Here is a 21,744-nt window from a genome sequence, read left to right on the forward strand (position 1 = left end):
TAAAAACGGAGGAAATATTACTATGGCAATAAGAAATATCAGGACGATCGGTGACGAAATACTTACAATGAACGCAAGACCTGTAAAGGAGATGACACCGAGGATAAAGACACTTATCGAGGATATGCTCGATACAATGTATGATGCACAGGGGGTAGGGCTTGCAGCACCTCAGGTCGGTGTGTTAAAGCAGATTGTTGTTATTGATGTGACTGAGGATGGCAGTCAGCCTATTGTACTTATCAATCCACAGATAGTAAAACTGTCAGGTACACAGACAGGACAGGAGGGATGCCTTAGTGTGCCGGGCAAGGCAGGAATAGTTACAAGGGCAAATTATGCTAAGGTAAGAGCCTTGAATGCGGATATGGTAGAGATAGAGGTAGAGGGCGAGGAACTTTTGGCAAGAGCACTCCAGCATGAGATAGACCATTTATCAGGTGTACTTTATGTATCAAAGGTAGAGGGCGAGCTTATGAATGCATCTGCCGGGGAAGAGTAAGTATAAGCCTGTTGCAAAATACAGTTTGTTACAATTCAAAGATAGATATTAAACTAAAATGCAATAATGTACTCTCGAAATTTTTCGTTCAGGAGATTTCGAGAGTACATAATATGCGAGAGGAGGAAAAGTATGAATATAGTTTTTATGGGAACACCGGATTTTGCGGTAGGGACTCTGGAAACACTTATAAACAGTGAGCATGATGTGACTGCTGTAGTAACTCAGCCGGATAAGCCAAAAGGACGCGGTGGGAAAATGATGTTTACTCCCGTGAAGGAGGCAGCAGTCAAAGCCGGTATTGAAGTATATCAGCCGCAGAAAGTAAAAGATGCGGAATTTATCGGAGTATTAAAAAAATTAAATCCTGATGTTATAGTAGTAGTGGCATTCGGACAGATACTACCAAAGGAGATACTTGAACTTCCAAAATACGGCTGCATTAATGTTCATGCGTCATTACTTCCGAAACTCAGAGGTGCAGCACCAATCCAGTGGTCTGTTATAGATGGAGACGAGGAGAGCGGTGTTACTATTATGCAGATGGATGAGGGACTTGACACAGGAGATATGCTTCTTGTAAAAAAATATAAGCTTGACAGGAAAGAGACAGGCGGAAGTCTTTTTGACAAGCTGGCTTCATTTGGAGGACCCATGATACTCGAAGTCTTAAAACAGGCAGAAGAGGGAAAATTAAATCCGGTCAAACAGGATGAGTCAAAACAGACTTATGCAAAAATGTTAAGCAAGGCGACAGGTGAGATTGATTTTTCAAAAACAGCGGTTGAGATAGAGAGACTTATAAGAGGATTAAATCCATGGCCTAGTGCATTTACCCATATTCATGGAAAAATGTTGAAGATATGGGAGGCAGATGTATTAGACGATGAAGAAGTTAAAGCATTTGATATTACAAAGACAGATTGCGGAAATATCGCATATGTGGATAAAAATAGGATGCTTATAAGCACGGGAAAAGGTTATCTTGATGTGAAAGAGCTTCAGCTTGAGGGCAAAAAGCGAATGAATATAGCTGCTTTTCTTCGTGGATATAAAGTTGAAAAAGGGGAAACTCTAAATGGCTGATGAAGTAAATTTGAGAAATCTTGCACTTGATGTTATAGTATCTGTAATGGATAAGGGGGCTTATTCAGACAAAGCTATACACGCTGCACTTGAAAAACATCCGGGACTTGAAAAGAGAGACAGAGCATTTTTTACGAGACTTTGTCAGGGAACCATAGAATATGCGGTTTCCTCAGATTATATTATAAATCTGTTTTCAAAGACAAAAGTAAAAAAAATGAAACCTGTTATCAGAGAAATACTAAGAATGGGAGTTTACCAGATAATGCATATGGATAGTGTTCCTGACAGTGCAGTGTGCAACGAAGCGGTAAAGCTTGCCAATAAAAGAAAATTTACAAATCTCAAAGGTTTTGTAAATGGTGTTTTAAGAAATATTTCAAGAGAAAAAGATAAGATAAAATTTCCTGACAAAAAGGACGGATTTTGTGCTTATGCCTCAGTCAGATACTCAATGCCTGAGTGGATAGTAAATTATTTGTGTGAGGAGTACGGCGAGGATGAGACAGAAAGGATTTTTGAGGGATTTCTTAAAGCAGACAGAGGCGTGAGTGTAAGATGCAATGTCTCAAAAGCAGAACCGCAGGAAGTGTATGATATGTTAAAAAAACAGGGCATCAGTGTTAAAAAGAGTGAACTTTTTGATTACGCTTTCTCGATAGATGATTTTGACAGACTGCAGGATGTTGAGGCACTTAAGAAAGGTTATATACAGGTGCAGGATTTCAGCTCGATACTTGCAGGGCATATCCCTGAGATAAAAGGCGGGGAAAATATTATTGATATATGTGCCGCACCCGGAGGAAAGACGCTTCATATTGCCGACAGATTAAATGACAGGAAACTAAATGGCGGAGGAAAGATAATTTCCTGTGACCTTACTGATGCAAAGACGGCACTTATAAAAGAAAATGTTGAAAGAAACGGTTTTGAAAATGTTTCTGTTGTTAAAAATGATGCACTCGTATTTAAAAAAGAGTGGGAGGATACGGCAGATATTGTAATCGCTGACCTGCCTTGTTCAGGGCTTGGAGTTATCGGAAAAAAATGTGATATAAAATATAAGACCTCGATAGGAGATATAAATGCATTGTCAGAGATACAGAGGGAAATATTAAAAAATGTAAGCCGTTATTTAAAAAAAGGTGGACAGCTTCTTTACAGTACATGTACAATAGCAATGGAAGAGAATGAAGATAATGTCAGGTGGATGCTTGAAAATCTTCCTTTTAAGAAAGTGGATATAAGAAAAAGAGTTCCAAAAAAAATCAGAAATTATATGAAAGACGATGGATATATACAGATATTACCTGATATGACAGAGTCAGACGGTTTTTTTATAGCGGCATTTATAAAACAATAGGATGGTGATATATTGACTGAAGATAAGATTGACATTAAGAGCCTGAATTTTACTGAATTGCAAAAACTTTTAGAGGAGATGGGCGAGAAGAAGTTTAGAGCAAAACAATTATATGAATGGATTCATAAAAGACTTGTTTTAAGTTTTGATGAAATGACCAATCTCTCAAAGGATATGAGAAAAAAACTTGATGAAAGCTGTACGATAGAAGGTGCAAGAATAATAAAAAAACAGGTGTCATCTGACGGAACAGCAAAATTTCTCATGAGACTTTCAGACGGAAACACGGTTGAGAGCGTTCTTATGAAATATAAGCATGGAAACAGTGTATGTATTTCAACTCAGGTCGGATGCCGTATGGGATGCAGATTTTGTGCATCTACGGTGGGGGGACTTATAAGAAGCCTTAAGACTTCTGAAATGCTTGACCAGATTTATGAAATTCAGCGGACAACCGGAGAGAGAGTTTCTAATATTATATTGATGGGGATAGGAGAACCACTTGACAACTATGATAATGTTGTTAAATTTATCAGGATGATATCTGATGAAAATGGTCTTAACATCAGTCAGAGAAACATCACCTTATCTACCTGCGGTCTTGTTGACAGATTAAAAAAACTTGTCGATGAAAAACTGACTATAACGATAGCTATTTCCCTTCATGCTCCTAATGATGAATTAAGACGTGAAATGATGCCTATAGCCAACAGATATTCGATACATGAGATAATTGATGCGTGCCGCTATTATGTTGACATGACAGGAAGAAGAATTACCTTTGAATACAGTATGGTAGAAGGAAAAAATGACAGCAGGGAATGTGCGATGCAGCTTGTAGAACTCGTAAGAGGGCTTAACTGTCACATAAATCTCATACCGTTAAATCCGGTTGAGGGAAGAATGGGACAGCGTTCTAAAGGAGCAGACATACAGAATTTTAAATTGCTACTTGAAAAAAATCACACAAATGTTACTATAAGAAGAGAGATGGGCAGGGATATTGATGCCGCCTGCGGTCAGCTTAGAAATAAAGAACGAGGAACTTGCAAATCCCAATAAAATCAGGGGTTTGCAAGTCTTTTTATTTGCTTTTAAATATAATCCTAAAAATGAAAATATTCGAACAAACATATGCTTGACAAAGCAGATTTGCTGTGATACAGTGTGATTAGTGATGAGACAAGACGCATACAAGACGCATACCGATGATAAAACAAGACGCACAATTATTGATACGAGGTGATTATATGGCAGGAAGACGCAGCAATGGCGAAGGCAGCATAAGCTATGATAAAAGAAGAAACCGCTATAGAGTAAAAGTAACAGTTGGTTGGGAATTAAATGAAGAAACAGGTCGCACTAAACAAATTGTAAAAAGTCTTGGCTCTAATTTTAAAACAAAGGGAGAAGCAAGTCGAGCATTGGCTGAATATTTGGAATCAAATTTTAATCTTGATGAAAAAGATATCACTTTTGCAGAACTATATGAAAAATGGTTTAAAGATAGAATAGAAGATAAATCTTCTATGGGATATCGTGTTAAAGGTGCTTATAAATATTGTTCAATACTCTATAATAAAAAATTTAGAGATTTGAGTATATTAGATATGAAAAAGTGCATAAATGAAGGAAGTACAATTGTTACTCGTGGAAAATATAGGGGTGAAACAAGAACTACCTCACCACAAATAAAACAAACAATTAAATATATTTTTAACAATATGTACGCATATGCAATTGAAGGTAGGATTATAAATCACAACTATGCCAAAGACTTTACTTTAGAAAAAAGTGTATTTACCCAGCAAGCTATGGAACATAAAAGTAAAATTCCATTTTCTGAAGACAATATAAATAAATTATGGCAAAGTATTGAGTTTGTTCCTTTTGCAGATATGGTTTTGTTTGGGTGTTATAGTGGTTGGCGACCTGGCGAATTAATAAAATTGAAGATAGAAGATGTAGACTTGGATAATGAATGTATCACTGGTGGTATAAAAACAATTAATGGGAAAAATCGTACTGTGCCAATTCATCCGTTAGTTAAAGATATTGTAATAAAATATTATAACGAAGCAAAAGAAGCAGGTAGCGAATATTTATTTAATGATGTTACAAAAAAACAAGGTATTGGATTAAGTAGAGATCAATATTTAAGTAGATTTAATAAAATCATGGAAATATTAAAATTTAATAAAATATATACACCACATTGTACCCGACACACTTTTATTACAAAAGCTAAAAATGTAGGTATGAACGAATATATTTTAAAGAGAATTGTTGGTCACAAAATTAATGATTTAACAGAAAAAGTTTACACACATAGGACATTAGATGATTTAAAACAAGAAATGTTAAAAATAAAATCGTAAAAAATAGGGAATAGAAGAGTAATTAAACTCAACTATTCCCTATTTTAAGAATGAAGAAGATATGAAAAATCTTCTTGGTAAATACACTCTCTTTATGGGGTAGAGATTTTTGTAATTATGTATTTACAAAATTATAATATACAATAATTTGTATAATGTCAATATTTAGTTGCCTTTTTAGGCAATAAAAAAGAGCAAAACCAGCATTTTGTTCACCAAGAATTGTTTCGCAATTCTCGTTAGTGTCCCACTACTTTAAAAGCATTTTTCTATGCTAAAAAAGAAGCCTAAGCTTCAATGTGCTGTTCGATGTATTTTTTTACTTTTTCTCTTAATTTTGTCGGAACTTCATCAATACGATTTAAATCGTATGCAATTCTCTCAGACCAAAATTTCGCCATCTCGTCCACCCCCTTTCTATTCACTATAAATAACCTCTGACATCTCGGCAATGGCATCATTCTGAGTAGTCTGCCCTGCTTCGACTGCCGCAAGTCTCACCTCGATATTGCTTAGCTGACGGATGTTAAATGACGCTTCAAAAACACTCTTTTCCTCTGAATACAGATATGACACTGTTTCAAAAGTATAATTTTTGTACTCGCCTATGATTTCGCCAGTATCGTCTTTTATGTACCTAAATGCTGCCAGATTTTCGTCAGTCAGTTTCTTGCGAAAGTTTTCAATATCTTCTACTGAAGAAAAATCTGCTGTGATTTTTGTTGCTGTGCTGCTTTCGGTAACGGTAAGTTCTGTGTTGTCTTTCAATTTAATTTTCATAATAGTCATTCCTTTCCTGCCTTATTTTTTCACTAATCTTAATATTCTCTTTTTGGAATAAATGTACATGATTGCATCTGAACTTCTCCACCATGTACTAGTGAAATTTTTAGCCATTTACTTCCTGTTAATTTCGTTACATATATAGGCAATTCTAAAAACTCCCATTCACCTTTTTTGGTTGCGTTGTATGTTACTCCAGCAATCATGCCGTAATTACCTTCGTTTATTGTATCGCCATTATTAGTATCAGTTAATCCAATCCAACCTCTTAAAAATGTCGTCCCATTATATGAATCACTGTTTATAGCAATCCTAACAAGCATTATATCGTAATTTGTTAGGTCTATAGTTGATTCATTTCCGCTAAAACAATTAACATATCCATCATTATGACTCTCTAACCAAAAAGCTCCGAATCCGTCATCAAATACTCCAGTAGATGGTGTGTTAGTGCCTCCAGTACTCCCAGTAAGTGTAAACGTCTGTTTCATATGCTTTATTAAAGAACACCATAAACTGCAACGACCTGCTTGATACATTGACCTGTTTTCATTACCAATAATATTCGCATATGCACCATAATAATATATATCCTTTTTATAACTTGGCATTGTTCCTGTAACCTTTTTACCCTGAACATATGCGGTTTCTCCATAGATAATGTGCGATTTATCTGTATAAGTAGTATCTGTACGAACTTTCGCTATATTGCTACTCATGGTTGCAAAGGAGGCGTCTGACGCTGTGCTAACTCCTGCATTAGTGATGGCAGACGCAATAGCACTTTTCCCATCACTGACAGATTTTTTTAATTCTGTTATTTTTTTATCAAGGACTTCCCCCTGCCTTGCATCGAGTGCAAATCCTGCCTTGTTTGTAACCAAATTGTTACTAAGTCTTGCTCTAATTCCAAAGCCTGAAGTTTTCTCGACTAATTCTATACCTTCACCACTTCTGATATCCAAGCAACTCGATTTACCAGTTGCGTCAACAATGCTACACGTGCCATCCATAATATCGGTAATTTGTATTCGACTATAAGCATTTTGATTAACTTCCGCTTCTGGTTCAATGCCATCTATTTTAGTTTTAATATCAGCCACATCTCCACTTACGCTACCAGTATCACCAGTATAACGAACAAAATCATTATACGTAGCATTGACATTGGTTGTGACCATTGGCTTGAATATGATGTCATTAACTGTTTGACCGTTCATAACAAATACATAAAGGAAATCACCAGCTTCGTCAGTGCTATAGTACATAACACCATTGCCCACATCAGCAGTACTGTCCATTATGATCTCACCATAATTTATTCCGTAAGTATTTAAACCAGCCCCACTAGGACTACCACAAATTTTTAATTTTTTGTTTATCCTCTTAATAGACCCAAGTGGCAACGTAACAGTACTTGTAGCAGTACCTTTTACAGTATAAGTGCCATCACCATTTTCAGTACAAGTTATTCCATTTTCTGTTGTTGTATGCAAAGTAGGTTTAAGCAAGTTTACCATTGTGTCTGATTTCTTAGCGTACGTACCCTGAATGTTATTACCTTTTTCATCACCAACTGCTTTTTCAACTGCCAAGTTATCATTTAATTCAGCTACACCACCCGCAACACCTTTCTCAGCTTGAGTTATGAAATTACTGCCTACTATCTCTTGTGCTTTGTCTGCATAATTTTTAGCCTGTTCAGAGTAGTATTTTGAGTTGTCAGTATCTTCACCGTCACGAGTTGATGTTCCTCCAACTGCCCAGCTCTCAGATTTCTTAGCAGATTCTTCTGCATTGTTTGTCGATTGCATTACTGCATTTTTATGGTCTATAACTGATTGTTCTAATCTAGTGACTTCATCAAAAGATTTTTTAGCGTTAGCTTCTGATTGAGCTGCATTAGTAGCACTTGACGATGCTTCTGTTGCTTTAGTAGATGCCACTTCAGCTTTTTCATTTGCTATTGTAGCAGATTTAGAAGACTGAATAGCAGAGTTTGCACTGTCAACAGCCGATGAAGATGATTCTTGTGCTTTTGTTGTAGCAATATCAGCTTGTTCTTTAGTTGTTTCGAGGTACTGTTTCGACTGCGCAGCATTTTCATCAGTAATATTTTTATTTGCTTCAGCATCCTTTGCAGCTTTCTCGGCACGATTAACATAATCTGTAATAGCTTGTAAAATTAAAACTGGGGTAGAAGCAGTAATTTCTTTTGTATTTTTGACAATAAAAGGAAATGCGGATTTCTTTTGTTTATTATTTGTGTCTACGAGTGATAATATGAAAGATATGTTGCCAGAGACCGATAACATTTCTTTTGTTAATGGGAAAGTAACACTATGTCTATCATCATTAATGATTATATTATCGTAAACAATTAATTCACCAAATTCAGTAGCACCCTGCAAAATCACTTTGGTACTTGAATCAATATTATAAATTGTATTTTTATCATATAATGTTGCAATAACGAATTCTGCATCATAATCTCCCTGCATCGCATGAATATATTCGAAATTATTAGGTTGTGACATATTTAAATTTATTTTATGTTCAATTTTTTGCACAAAATCACCTCTTAATTATTTTTCTTTTTCTGTTTTATTAGTTCGTCTATTATATTGTTCTAAAGCAATATTATATTGTTGATTTTCAAGCTCAGTACATTGTATTAATATATCTTTTAAAATTAAATTCAGAATACTCATAGGAATATCCGATTTGTTTTTATTGATTACACTAATTATTTGCTGTTTAAATTCATTCATTGCAATTATAATCGGTTTATTTTCCATATTAAATTTTCCTCCATATTAAAAGGACTCCCTAATCAGAGAGTCCTAATTTTTCATAAATTTTATTTAATTTGTTTTCAAGTTCTGTATTTTGTTTTTTGAGATTCTGAATATATGCCACGATAGGCGCAATAAAATCATCATATCTTAATGAGTAATCATAATTTTCATCTGCACCATCAAAATTGTCTGGATCATTATCTATATTTTTAGGCGTCTTTACAAGTCCTGCAAAATCCGTTAATTTAAGCCCCATATCTATTAGTAACTTTTCTACATCTTGTGCTATAAAGCCTGTATGCGTCTTATTATACGAGTTATCTTTAAAGCTGTAGCTAGATGGTGTAAGCCCATCAATAAATTTTTCTGCAAGCTCTCCATCAATTTTCTTTATATCCTTTTTTAATTTACGATCAGACGGTGTAGTCACATACATTGTATATATATTTGCAAATCTAATATCACTTTTGCCCAATGTTACTGTACTGTCTTTTGATGGATATATAGTCAAGGCATCATTAGTTTGTGTTAAACGTAGATAAGAATAATCTATATTACTATAAATATCTAGTTCCCATGTGTCGTTTAGGTTACTTGATATATGAAAATTACCTATATTAATATTACCTGACATATTAATATCTTTAATAGGATAAGCCTGTTCACCTAAAGTCAACGAAGAATTTGATATCATTGTTACATTAGTATCTTGCCATCGAAATCCAAATTCGGCAGGATATCCACTACAACTAAAATTTAATGCGTTTGAATAATTATTTTGATCGGAATTAGCATTTAATAAACCTGAATCAATTTTTACATAACCTCCTAAATTAATTCTTCCATTTGCTATATCTACTGAGCGACCATTTGCACTACTTGATATTGTACTACCAGATATTGTACTACCAGATATTGTGCCTGTAAACTCACCGTTTATAGCGTATATTGTACCTTTAAAATATCCATCCCCATTGCGTTTAATATAAAACACATCTTGATTGTTTGCTTGTACATCAATTACTTTATCATTTTGTGCATCATAGTTTTGTAAAGGGTCAATTTGTACAGAACATCCATTTTTGACAATATAAAGATAACCAGAAGAAATTTTGGGAGAGTACACATAGTTATTATTAATTTTTGTTACACCTGCGACTGATAGTTGCGTATTGACTTCTGATTTGAAAGAATCAATATTATCACTATTACTTTTTATAGAACGTGTAATATTATTTAAATCATTTTTTAATCCATCAACATTAGACTCATCTATTGGAGTTTTCCATGTAATACTCCCTCCATCAAGAATAATACCATCGCCATCAATAACAATATTATTTCCTTTATCACTAATTGTTAGATTTTCGCCCGCAATTACATTACCTACAATCACATCAGCAATAAGTCCATATCTCCAAGAACCGTTGTAATAAATATTTCCTAATGCAGTTTTAACAGTTTCCCAATTATTATCTGTAAATCCAATAACATTATTTACAATTCTTAATTGTTTATCTTCATAAGCATTAAGATCTTCATTCCACTTGCGACCTAACAACCCTTGATTATCAATAGTTAATGAAATATTTTCAGCTTTGTTTAACATATCATTGACAGCAGCTAAACCTTCGTGCCTTAATTTTCCAACAACACTTGTAAGATTTTTATTATTTTTATCTGTTTGTTTTGTGATAAATTGAAATGATGATGCCATAGATTTTGCATTATTAATAACATTTTGATAATCTTTGATAACAGAATTTCCAACTAATGCATCAGAAAGCGTGATTGGTAAGTTTTCAATATCATCATTGAATTTAAATGTCATTTGAATAATACGAATCTTAATAGGAATATCATCAATTGACAATCTTATAAAATTACCGAGGGCAAATTTTTCATAAATCTTATCATAGTCAAAATTTTTATCAAGTAGAAGATTACCCAAAGAAACTGTACAAGAGTATTGTAATTGACATGCTTTTGCAATTTCTTCTTTCGCATCTAAAATGAATTCGTCTATATCAGCTAATAAGTCAGTGTCATTATCCGACATATCAGAAGTAAAATTATCATTTTTGTAAGTATCTTCTCTTTTGAATGATAATAATTCAAGATATAGTTCATCACCTAAAAAAGTTTTTAAATCGCAATCATTATTGATTTTTGTAATTCTTTGTTGTGTCGCATTCAATTTAGTTTCATAGTCAGCAATTACGTTTTGACGATTAGCAATGATATTATTGATGTATGTAGAAAAATCGTTATATTTTGTTAAGAGTGAATGAAGTATGTCAACATCTGAGATTGTACCATCCGAACGAGTATATTTTGAACTAGAAATATTAGGATTTAATTGATTTATTATCACAGAAGCTGTATTATATGCATCATAATAGGATTGTAAAGATGTGAGATTAAGAGAATTAAAATAATTTTTATAATAATCGGCATCGCTTAAATGATTATTTACACTATCTTTATAATCACTATCATGCTTGATAATGCCAGATATTTTTGATTTTGCCAATGCAGATTCTAATTGCATTTTAAGATATAAATAATAATCATTAGAATAATGATTATTTGTGTCAAGAGTATTATTATATCCTTTTTTTACAGGTAAAGTCCATGCTCCTGATGTAGCATAATCCAAATCATTTCCTTTATTATCTGTATGATTATATTTATATACATATAAATTACCTGTCCAACTTGATATGATATTATAATTTCCGTCCTTTATTGTTTTGCAGGATGTTTTATCATTACCATTTGTATCTTTTTCAAATTTTACGCCATAGTCATGTGACAAAAGTAATTTTGCATAATTTAATATACTTTTAGAAACCGTTGATAATACAGTTGTTTTATTTGCAATACAAGCATAAGTTATTGTAGATTGAATGACATTTAAAGCTTGAGTTGCTGATGTGATATTGCTAGTTATTTCTGGAAACATATTATCTTTATAATAAGATATTTGATTTGTATATTCATTAAAATTATTCCATAGATTATTGAATTCATTTTGATAACTTTCAACAAGTTTTGTATAAGCTGTATATTTTTCTCTTAGTTCATCAGACATATCATTCAACATCTCGTTAGAAAATGTCCAAATATAATTTGTGCCGCCTATCAGACGTTGACCAATCATTTCAGTCATAGTATCGTCACCAGCTACAAGCTTAAAACAGTTTTTTACACTATCTTTATCACTAGTTAATGTTATTTCTGTAGCAAGATTTTCAGTGTCAACATAGACAGAAGAATTATAACCATATCCTTGTTCAATATTATTGAATGGTCTACCTTTTGTTTTACAATCCTGACACTCAGTTCCAATGATATGATGTGAGCCACAAGTCATACAATGATCTTTTAAATCATAAGCACTAATACTTCGCTTAAACTTATTAAAGATAAAAATACATCCAAACGTTTCAGAAACATCACCTGTTAAAAAATCATAGATTGCACTATCACTACAAGATAATTCTCTATTCATTCCACATAAACTATCATCAACATGGTCTATAGTATAATGTGGAGCATAAGAGAGTATACGATGCAACAATGAATGTGCTGTATCATTTTCATTATAGAATAAAGTAGGTTTAACATCAGCTAGGACAGGAGTAACAGTAGAAGTATAGTCCTCTTCAGTATTTATTTCTAAAGTACAATTGCTTTGTCCTAATTCAACTGCACATAAATCTTGTCCATGTATTTTCTTAATCGTAGAATCCGTATCTGTAATAGGTGCTTCAATTTCAAAAATGCCAAAACCTTCAACACTTACTAATGCTGTTTCCTTAATATATTTCCATAAGGAATTTTTTCTATTATTAATATACTTGTGAGTAACAAATGAAATTTCGTTGGGTTCGTTAAAAGATGTAACAATTTCAAGTTCTGTAATATCTTCAATCTGACCTATTTTTTTTAATCGTCTGTTTAATATGTATATATTAGGAATATTTATAGAATTATCAAGATTTTTATTATAATGAAAAGAAAGATTGCTATCTTTAAAAACATTTGGCATAAATTACATCACCACCTTTCGTACTGTGCGATAAGTCAGATGTACATTAGCGTTACAACCAGAAACAGTGATAATGTTTTGTCGCATATTATCCATATTTATGAGTCGTATAGGCTTATAATTATAGTCATCTGCGATTGTTTTTTCATGTGTTGAATTATTAGTGTAAATTTGTTTAGTTAAACCACTAACGATGATATTTTCACCTGATTTACAGTTATTTATTCGCATATTTGAATAAGTTCCCATTGAATAAATTGATTCTAAGTTGTTGTTAATTTCCAAATTTCCAGCAGAGAAAATGTTGATTTCAAACTCATCAGGAATAATATATCCTAAGTCATCAGAATCATTATAAAGATTAAAAGGTGTATTTGTTACTATATCTGCGGTCTGAATATCTGAATACCCCCAAGGGGCATCGCAAGTTAGCGTGAGAGTAGCACCAACAATTTTTCCACCAATTTTATACCATTGCAAAGCAACCTGAGCATTATAATAAACGTCCTCGTATCCATCAAACATAAATCGAAATAACTTATATCCGTCAGATCTCACTAACCATGAATGGATAAAAGCTTGTTCCCTTGTAGATATTTCTCCAACTTCATGAGGGCATTTAAATTTCATGATTTGAACAGTGAAAGAGTATTGTGTCTCGTATTTACGACCTACATAGTTCCAATGTTGTCCATTTATTGCCTTTGATGTATTGAAGGTAACTTCGCCAGCAGCAGTAACTTCATTATCATCGTTATTACCAAAACTGACAATTCTCCAATTCACATCTGTTAATTTAGTTCCGTTAAATTCAAAATCTGTTGCCACCATTAGCAAAGTCCCTCCTTGTTTTGCTTTTATTTATTTTTGAAGAATTTTCTTTTAGAGTTCCTAATTTCCCCCATGAACCTCTCCATTTCTTTCTCATAACCTTCCCTGACATCCTCAAGTTCATCAATCAACTTATGATATTTTTCTTTTAACTCTATAATCTCGTCTAAATTGTCCTGAGTTTCTTTTATATATTCATCTGAGATTTCCTGTGCTTTCTTAGCAATCTCTTTTGTATCACGATCTTTAAGCATGTTATTCTCTCTGCGTAAGCGTTCAACTTCGGCAGTTAAAATCTCTATTTTTCTATCTTTACTAAACATTGATTTCTCCTTTTTTCTTAATTTTTTTGCATAGAAAAACAGCCTAGCGATTATCTCACTAGACTGCCTTTGTTGGTAATAGTATTTAATTTGATTTTTTAAAAAAGCGTTTAAAATACTTATTATTTTCCAGCCATATTCTGACTTTAGATTTTTCAATTATACCATAAAATAATTCTATACGCTTTGCGTCTGCTAATCTTATTGCAATTCTACACGGTGTTTCTGTTTTTACTAAACTATATTTTCTATCTTTTTCTTCAACAACATAGTCTTCAAGACAAAACCACGAATCATTACCTTTCTCCTCATACATAAATAGTTTACCTGTATATGTACAATCATCACATATAATTCTAAGAGTAGTTCCTCTTTTATATTCTACAATATCACTCCATATATCATCATGTATTGATTTATTGTTTATTTTCAAAACAATCTTCATTAATATTTTGCTTTCTGAAATAATGATACAAAATAGTGATAATATTATTGCTATTATAATCAGAATAAGTGCTCTTTTACTCCATCCAAAACCAATTTTAACAAATACAAATGTATGAAACCATGTACATATCGCTTTTAACAGATAGCTTATTGCTACGCTCCCCAATATAATATTTGTTCCTAATTTTCTTGAGGTAAAATATAAAAATATTGTAATAAAAATATATCCAGGAACAAAATATTCAAAAATAATTGGTAACTGTTCCAATAATAGTTTTATATTTATTGTGCTCAATCCTCCTTTTTCTTCTCTGTTTGTTCTTCAATAATTTTTATAATCTTTTCAGGATCAGGTGCATTTTTAACATTTGAACTTTTCGTAAAAAATCCTCGTATCGGTTTTCCATTTTTATAAAAAATCCCATCTTTTTCACCAGTAAAATTATTATCCATAACATTCTCCTCCAATCATCAATATATCAATAATAATATCTGCTATTATATACCAATATTTGACAATTATCAATGAAGAACATATGAATCAAATAATAATCATAATAAACTTTAATATCAGGAGAGCAGCACCGCCACCCTCCATAAAACTAATACTTCATCATACCAAGCTTATTCCCTTTTTTCATCTGACCGATTGTTACATCACGCATAAGATTTTGTAATGATGTATCTTGCTTAATGGCTTCTTTCATTGAAGCTGGGTCAGTTACATTAGGAAATTCCATCGTATATGAAATATCACCAACATTTACTGAATTTCCAACATTTTGAACTTGCATATTAGTAGCCATATCTGGTATTTTAGGCATATATTCTGACATACTCGGTAAGTAATCAGCTATATTTACAAGTTCTGGAAGGTTTTTCGTCCATTTTTCCCAAAGATTATTCTGTCTTACAGTAAGAACTCTTTCTTTAGCTTGTACAGTAATCCAACCATCGTCACCATTGTCTGTAGCAACCTTGTTTAACTGACCTACAACGCCACCTGTTGAAAAACCAAGATGCGGATATTCTTTTTTAAGTTTTTGATATACTTCATCATTTTCACCATATCCATCACCACCAATAAGCCCGATAGCTTTTGCAAACATATCTATATATTTTTGACCATGATTACCTGTGCCTGATTTAACAACAACACCATAATCAGCAGATAACTTCTTATTTAAAGCACTCTTAGAAGTCTCGCCTGGTTTGATTTTACGAAGCGGTTTATTTGTATCATTAGCACTTCCTGTGAGATTGTTTAATATCTTTTTAAGATACTTAGTCTCATTTTCTTTACTCTGTCTTTCAGCTTCAGCTTTAGCCTGTTCAGCATAAGCATTTGTTTCACCTGGGGCAGCAACTTTATCTTCCTCAGCTTTAATTATATCACTTGTTGATGGTGTCTTAATTGAAGTAGTAAATCCACTTAATAATGTCTCAATGTCAGTTGAAAAATCCATATCCTGCAATTTTTCAAAAAGTGCATCTCTAAATTCCTGTGCAAGTTTCGGCTGTTTATCCAATGATGAATAAAGCATCTCCTTTGTAAGACCCTTTGGAATCTCTACACCCAACTTTTTAGCAAGATCCATTAAAGCTGAATCCTCAATAACATTACCAGTTTTATCATATACTAACTGATTTATTTTATCAGTGCTAAGTCTGTTATACCACATATTGCCGTTTTGGTCTTTTCCTTCAACACCATGAATCTGATGCGTAGTTTCATTTGCGTTTTCATCGGCAATTTCTTTAAGTATATCTGTTAATGTCTTTTTAGTTTCGGTGTTCTTTGAATCTTCATTATTGGATTTGTTATCATCAGGTGCAGGAGGGTTATATTCCTCATTCTTCTTATCCTCATCATAATGTTTATTCGCATTGTCAACAGCATTGCTATCTTTGTTATCAACGGAAGAGAAATCACCTTTTTCCATGTCATTTTTAAGAATAGCACTAAGGTCAATATCCCATTTATTTGCAAGTGATTCTAATACTTTAAGAACATCCTGTGTATTTCCTTTTGCACCTTCAATAAGTTTCCTGATAAGGTCATCAACATCTTTAAGCTGTTCTTCTACAAACTTCTCATAATCATTTTGCATCTCATTGAGTATATCTTTTTGATCATTGATATACTGTTCATACTGAGTTTCATCTAAATCTTCTTTGGCTTTCTTTAAGTCAATATTAAGTTTCTGGATTTTCTGTCTTGCTTCCTCGGTATCATTACCTTGAAGTGCAGCAATTCTTTTCTTTATACTATCTATATTCTCTGTCTTTTCTTTGATAGATTTCTCATAATCATGAAGATTCTTTGCAGCGTCAAGTGCATCTGTATATTTTGATATTAAATCAGATAATGCATCTTTTTGTGCATTGTAGCCTTCTTCAATAAGAGATTTAATAGCATCTGTTTCAGAATAATAATTCTTGATTGACTCTCTCTGCTGTGATACAAGTTCTTTACGCTTTGTATAATACTCATCGTAACCAATTTCATGTTTAGCATATGAGGCATCAAGTTCTGCAATAGCTTCATTATATTTGTTATTCAAAGCTATATCATTACTCATTTTTGTCAAACTAAGTCCAAGCCTAGATTTGCCTGCGTCAGTCATATTTCCGTTATCGTCATAAGCATCCTTATAACTAAGAATATCCTGATAAAACTCAGCTTCATCGTTTAAGTCACTAATTGCAGTACGAGCGTGTTCTTTAAGTTCTGCGTTAGTTTCACGAACCTTTTGTAAGAACTGCTCCTGAGAGAGAGTAGAAGCATCAATATTCTTTTCAACACTGGATATAGCATCGACCATCTCATAATAAGAATCTGTACCTACCTGGATTGTTCCGTTATCCAAACCTTCCTGCAATTTATTCTTCAATGCTGTCAAGTCATCAGTATTCTTTGTGATTGTTTCACCACTGATTTGTGCAAGTTTTTCATAATAACTAGCATTAGCTTTATATCCCTTTGCTTCAAGAATAGAGATTACATTTTCAATATGGTCTGATTTTGCTTCAATATCAGAAATACTTCTTTCAAAACCAGTTTGAATATTTGTAAACTGTGTCTTAAAGTTTTCAGCCTTATTGGTTTTATTCTCTTCAACAGACTTATTATAATCAGCTTGGTTATTTTGTAAAGCTTTGACATAACTGTTATATTTAACAGCTTCCTTGTATTGCTTGGAATCTTTACCATAGATACCTTTTATTGCACTAAGTTGGTCTTTTGTAAGAAGTTTACCCGCTGTTACTTTTATCTTAGAATTTTTATTTATCCAAAGTGCAGAACTTTTTACATTCTGTTTATCCTTCTTTAAAGCAGACTTCTTTTCAGATAATTGATCGTCAAGATTATCGTTTATCTTGTCAAGGATTTTATTTTTACCATTAACAGATGTTCCATTTGATAATTTTGCCTGTAAAATATCGTATGTGGTTGAAAGCTTTTCAATTTTTGCTGTTGCTTTATCCCATGGGAGAGAAGCAAGTGACTGTGCATATTCATACAGCTTAGATTCAGCATTGAAAATACTTGTGTTAAAGTTATCAATCTGAGCTTTTGTAGTAGCGTCAAAATCAGCAAGAGCAGATTTTCTCTGAGATTTAGAAACTCCACTTTTCTTTAAGCTGTTATTGAGTTGCTTTCGTGCAGATTTTCTTTCCTTATCATATGCTTTTTTCTCAGCAATATATTTATTGATTTCAGATGATGAACTTGTAAGAAGATTCTTATATGTAGAAGCACTACCTGTTTCACCATTGTTATACAATGAATTAACTGCTTTTTGAACGGATAACTGTGCTTCAAGCTTTGATGTTGTAGCTTCAATCTTTGAGATGAGAGTATCGTAATGTGAAGTAATATTATCAAGCTTTTGTTTATTAAGTTCTACAATAGATGTAATATTTTCCTGAACTGCTTTCTTTGCTTCTTGAGCTTTATCATAATATGTTTGATAATTTTCAATAAAAGTTTTCAGCTTTTCATTTTTAATAGATTTTATAGCATCTTTTGTAAGAGAACCATTTTTAATCAGCTTAATATATTTATTTACTTCTGATTGCCTTAATCCCTTTTTTCCTTTTGTTGCATTTTTGGCTAATTTATCAGCATATGCTTGATATTTATTCGCAGCTTTTTTCTGTGCATTGACAAGGTTAGTAGTATTTTTGAGAGCTGTATCTAACTGGCTATTCTTTGCCTTAACAGTAAACAAAGCTTCTATTTTTGCTTTTGCATAATCAATAGTCTTTGTAAGTTTATTGATGCGTCTTTCTATAAAATCAAAGATTTGAGCTGTGGGTTTGGTTTTGTCTTTGGATTTAGATTTATTAGATGAATCTTTACTGCTATTATTTTTATTGCCTAAACTTACTGTTGGATTTACTTTTGTAGTGTTTGTCTTGAGCTTATTTTTGGCTTTATTAACTTCTTTTTTAGCATCTCCTACAAGTTTAGACATTGAAGATGTATCCATATAATGATAACCAAGCTTTGCAGCAGTATCATTATCACCATGCTGAATTGCCTTTAATGCCTTTAAAGCGTTTAATGCTTTATTTGCACCTTCAATAGCTTCAACATAAGATAATAAATTAGAAACATCACCATCGAAATTTAATGCATGATTATTAACCATTTCTTTATTTACTGCAAGATTAAATAACGCAGCACTTACCTTGTTAGCACCACCTTGCTCATCAATGAAATTTTTAAGGTTTTTGGTACTAGCCTTTGATAATTCTTCGCCTTCTTTTTTTGCATATGCTTTCTGTTCAGCGAGATACTGCATTTTATTTGCAAGAACTTGAGTTGTAACTTCATGAGCATTAGTAACACCCATTTCAGTTAATTGAGCTTCATAATAATCTTGAGTTTCTTTTGTTAAACCTGATAAGAAATCATGACTATTTACATATGCAGACGCAAGCTTATTCTGAGCTTTTGCTAAACTTGAAAGAGATTGAGCACTATCACCAGCAATTTCTTTATAGTTTTCCCACGCTTTAATATTCTCTTTATCCCATTCTTTAATACCTAATGTATCATACATAGATGAGAGAGTGCTTGCACTAACAGTGTTGTATTTAGAATCTTTTTTCTCATCATAAGCAGAAGTAATAGAAGAGATACCTGAACGCATTGTGGATAACTGCTTAGAATTGTCAACTAATTTGTTGATTTTGTTGATAACTTTGTCGATATCTTTTTCAGATAATCCAAGTTTTGTTAAAAAATCTGAAGAACCTTCTACTTTTAAAAATGTCTCTTTTGTAAGATTACCTGCTTCTGCAAGTTCAAGAAGACTATTCTTAGTGCTATCGTCTAATTCTCCCCATGCAGAATTAAATGATTGGGAGATATTTTTCTGTTTAGAAGCCTCTTTCTTTACCTGTTTAATTTTTTTGAGAAGTTCATCCCATGAGAGAAGCGATACATTAGGAATTGTATAAGCAATTTCTAAATCTTTCTTACTTAATTTATTAACCTTTGCTTTTCCAAATTTATTAACTAACTCTTGATATGCTTTTGGCTGTACTAATCCGAGTTTTTGAAGAAGTTTTATTAAATTCTCAATACTCATATTGTAAGTATTAGCATAATTTATTAATTCACCATAACCCTGTATTTGGCTATCTGTTGCTGTTTTGGCGTTAAAATGAAGAAGGTCTTGTGTAGATAACCCTTTTAGTTTTGACAAAGCATCGTTTACATTGGTTTTTAAATTATCTGTATTTGCTTTAAAATCAACTGAAAAACTCCAACTACTAACTTCTTTTTGTATAGTAGGATATAAGTTTTTAAAATATTCAGCAACATCAAAGTCATCATTTTTTGTTGCTGTTTTTGTTGCATTATCTAATGCGTTAGAAAATTCTTCCGATGCTTGTTTGATTGAATTTTTATTACCAGATATTTTTGCTTCATTATATTTTTTAGCAGTATCTTTAAGAGTATTATATTGTTCTTTATAATTATCACCAGTTTGATTTAATACTTTTTCATAAAGAATACTTTGCTGATATAACTTATCGTTTTTATCAATTAAAGTTTTTATAGAAGAAATTTCATCATTTAATGTGCTAGAAAAATCAGTGTCAGATAAATCGTATTTACTTGTAAGATTTTTTAAATCATTGAGTTGAGATTGAACATCATGAGCAGAACCCAAAATAGTAAAACCATCTTTAGTTTTCGCAAAACCTGATGCTTCAATCATGTCATCAATTTTTGAATTTGTAGTTAATGGAATAGTAACTTGCTGACCTTCCATTTCTTCAATCATAGATTTAAGTTTAGTTTTTGCTTGATCAATTCCTTCGTTAATATCGTTACCCATAACAACATTAAATAACGCTTTATGACCGTCTATAAAGCTTTGGAAGAAGTTGCCAACTTTATCACCTAAATCTTCCTCATTATACTTGTCTTTTGCCTCTTCGTATTTTGCTCGTTTTAATTCATCTAAAGCTGATGTTTGACCATTTATAGATTCTGTTACAATATCAATAACATTAGCTTCATCTCCATATTTTTCGATGATTTCATCTTGGATTGTCATCAACTGTTCACGAGCATCTGCAACGTCATCTATAGAAGATGAAGAATCATTTATAACATCTTTTAACTTATCTATTTTATCTTTATAAGAATCAATATCGGTAGTTGAACTATTTAACTCTTCGCCTAGCTCTTTTGCCTTATTTAATAAATCGTTTTCTTTATTGATTAAAGAAACAATACCAGATATTAAAGAAGTAACAGCAAAAGCAATACCCATGTTTACAATCATATTACCTGCCGTAGAAAGAGCTTTCATACCAAGCTCGGCAGCTTTAGAGGCTTTTGTCAATCCATCAATAGCAATTTTTCCACCATTTGCATTTGCTTGTAATATTTTTACTTTATCTGATGCATTGATAAGAGTGTCATTACATGCTTTTTGGGCAATTGTCGCATCATTAATTTGTGCTGGATATTTTGAAACAATATTTTTTAATCTATCAAATTCTGCATTATAGTTCTTTATCGCTTCAAGATCGGAGTTCGGTAATATTTCTGACAAGCTAAAAGTTTGAGGAGAAAAGAAATTTCCGTTAAACATATTTTTAATTCCATCATTAATATGATTCCCTATTTTTCCGTCAATATCAGTTGTT

General features: G+C 32.4%; 14 protein-coding genes. 5 read left to right on the forward strand and 9 right to left on the reverse strand.

What is annotated here, in order from left to right; all coding sequences use genetic code 11:
• Positions 1 to 22: 22 nt before the first annotated feature.
• The 5 genes from def (at position 23) to DWZ63_RS10135 (ending at position 5,329) form a co-directional block, all read left to right on the forward strand.
• Complete coding sequence (gene def, locus DWZ63_RS10115; RefSeq protein WP_022013152.1) at positions 23 to 502, forward strand: peptide deformylase; 480 nt, start codon at positions 23 to 25, stop codon at positions 500 to 502.
• Positions 503 to 634: 132 nt separating this feature from the next.
• Positions 635 to 1,588, forward strand: a complete 954-nt coding sequence (gene fmt / locus DWZ63_RS10120; protein WP_118499763.1) for a methionyl-tRNA formyltransferase — start codon at positions 635 to 637, stop codon at positions 1,586 to 1,588.
• Positions 1,581 to 2,951, forward strand: a complete 1,371-nt coding sequence (gene rsmB, locus DWZ63_RS10125) for a 16S rRNA (cytosine(967)-C(5))-methyltransferase RsmB (protein WP_118499764.1) — start codon at positions 1,581 to 1,583, stop codon at positions 2,949 to 2,951. Before fmt ends, rsmB begins: the two co-directional genes overlap by 8 nt.
• A 12-nt stretch (positions 2,952 to 2,963) precedes the next feature.
• Positions 2,964 to 4,013, forward strand: a complete 1,050-nt coding sequence (rlmN, locus tag DWZ63_RS10130; protein ID WP_118499765.1) for a 23S rRNA (adenine(2503)-C(2))-methyltransferase RlmN — start codon at positions 2,964 to 2,966, stop codon at positions 4,011 to 4,013.
• A 188-nt stretch (positions 4,014 to 4,201) separates the two neighbouring features.
• On the forward strand, positions 4,202 to 5,329 hold the full coding sequence (locus DWZ63_RS10135; RefSeq protein WP_118499766.1) for a site-specific integrase: 1,128 nt from the start codon (positions 4,202 to 4,204) through the stop codon (positions 5,327 to 5,329).
• Positions 5,330 to 5,746: 417 nt separating this feature from the next.
• On the opposite strand, the gene DWZ63_RS10140 is transcribed toward DWZ63_RS10135, so the two are convergent.
• The 9 genes from DWZ63_RS10140 to DWZ63_RS10175 form a co-directional block, all read right to left on the reverse strand.
• The gene (locus DWZ63_RS10140) at positions 5,747 to 6,118 is read right to left on the reverse strand and encodes a hypothetical protein (protein WP_118499767.1); all 372 of its coding nucleotides are present in this window, start codon (positions 6,116 to 6,118) and stop codon (positions 5,747 to 5,749) included.
• A gap of 29 nt (positions 6,119 to 6,147) precedes the next feature.
• Entirely contained in the window at positions 6,148 to 8,682 is a 2,535-nt protein-coding gene (locus DWZ63_RS10145; RefSeq protein ID WP_118499768.1) for a hypothetical protein, read from the reverse strand.
• 15 nt (positions 8,683 to 8,697) lie between these two features.
• Positions 8,698 to 8,910, reverse strand: coding sequence for a hypothetical protein (locus DWZ63_RS10150; protein WP_118499769.1), 213 nt, complete (start codon positions 8,908 to 8,910; stop codon positions 8,698 to 8,700).
• Positions 8,911 to 8,941: 31 nt separating this feature from the next.
• The gene (locus DWZ63_RS10155; protein ID WP_118499770.1) at positions 8,942 to 12,964 is read right to left on the reverse strand and encodes a tail fiber domain-containing protein; all 4,023 of its coding nucleotides are present in this window, start codon (positions 12,962 to 12,964) and stop codon (positions 8,942 to 8,944) included.
• Between the two features lie 3 nt (positions 12,965 to 12,967).
• A complete protein-coding gene (locus DWZ63_RS10160) occupies positions 12,968 to 13,795 on the reverse strand; it encodes a phage tail domain-containing protein (RefSeq protein ID WP_118499771.1) in 828 nt (275 codons plus the stop codon).
• A 26-nt stretch (positions 13,796 to 13,821) separates the two neighbouring features.
• Positions 13,822 to 14,118 carry a hypothetical protein gene (locus tag DWZ63_RS10165; RefSeq protein ID WP_118499772.1) on the reverse strand — a complete coding sequence of 99 codons (297 nt, stop codon included), beginning with the start codon at positions 14,116 to 14,118 and terminating at the stop codon, positions 13,822 to 13,824.
• A gap of 85 nt (positions 14,119 to 14,203) precedes the next feature.
• On the reverse strand, positions 14,204 to 14,860 hold the full coding sequence (locus DWZ63_RS10170) for a hypothetical protein (protein ID WP_118499773.1): 657 nt from the start codon (positions 14,858 to 14,860) through the stop codon (positions 14,204 to 14,206).
• Entirely contained in the window at positions 14,857 to 15,018 is a 162-nt protein-coding gene (locus tag DWZ63_RS15720) for a hypothetical protein (protein ID WP_182431489.1), read from the reverse strand. The genes DWZ63_RS10170 and DWZ63_RS15720 overlap by 4 nt, the downstream gene beginning before the upstream one ends.
• Before the next feature lie 149 nt (positions 15,019 to 15,167).
• Positions 15,168 to 21,689, reverse strand: a complete 6,522-nt coding sequence (locus tag DWZ63_RS10175; RefSeq protein WP_118499774.1) for a hypothetical protein — start codon at positions 21,687 to 21,689, stop codon at positions 15,168 to 15,170.
• Between the last annotated feature and the right edge of the window lie 55 nt (positions 21,690 to 21,744).

Source organism: Clostridium sp. AF34-13 (genome assembly GCF_003477845.1).
GTDB lineage: Bacteria > Bacillota > Clostridia > Lachnospirales > Lachnospiraceae > Butyribacter > Butyribacter intestini.

What these genes read in the sequence shown, in the direction of transcription:
- def (WP_022013152.1), top strand. Translation starts at nt 23, where the DNA reads ATGGCAATAAGAAATATCAGGACGATCGGTGACGAAATACTTACAATG.
- fmt (WP_118499763.1), top strand. Translation starts at nt 635, where the DNA reads ATGAATATAGTTTTTATGGGAACACCGGATTTTGCGGTAGGGACTCTG.
- rsmB (WP_118499764.1), top strand. Translation starts at nt 1,581, where the DNA reads ATGGCTGATGAAGTAAATTTGAGAAATCTTGCACTTGATGTTATAGTA.
- DWZ63_RS10135 (WP_118499766.1), top strand. Translation starts at nt 4,202, where the DNA reads ATGGCAGGAAGACGCAGCAATGGCGAAGGCAGCATAAGCTATGATAAA.
- DWZ63_RS10140 (WP_118499767.1), bottom strand. Translation starts at nt 6,118, where the DNA reads ATGACTATTATGAAAATTAAATTGAAAGACAACACAGAACTTACCGTT.
- DWZ63_RS10150 (WP_118499769.1), bottom strand. Translation starts at nt 8,910, where the DNA reads ATGGAAAATAAACCGATTATAATTGCAATGAATGAATTTAAACAGCAA.
- DWZ63_RS10155 (WP_118499770.1), bottom strand. Translation starts at nt 12,964, where the DNA reads ATGCCAAATGTTTTTAAAGATAGCAATCTTTCTTTTCATTATAATAAA.
- DWZ63_RS10160 (WP_118499771.1), bottom strand. Translation starts at nt 13,795, where the DNA reads ATGGTGGCAACAGATTTTGAATTTAACGGAACTAAATTAACAGATGTG.
- DWZ63_RS10165 (WP_118499772.1), bottom strand. Translation starts at nt 14,118, where the DNA reads ATGTTTAGTAAAGATAGAAAAATAGAGATTTTAACTGCCGAAGTTGAA.
- DWZ63_RS15720 (WP_182431489.1), bottom strand. Translation starts at nt 15,018, where the DNA reads ATGGATAATAATTTTACTGGTGAAAAAGATGGGATTTTTTATAAAAAT.
- DWZ63_RS10175 (WP_118499774.1), bottom strand. Translation starts at nt 21,689, where the DNA reads ATGTTTAACGGAAATTTCTTTTCTCCTCAAACTTTTAGCTTGTCAGAA.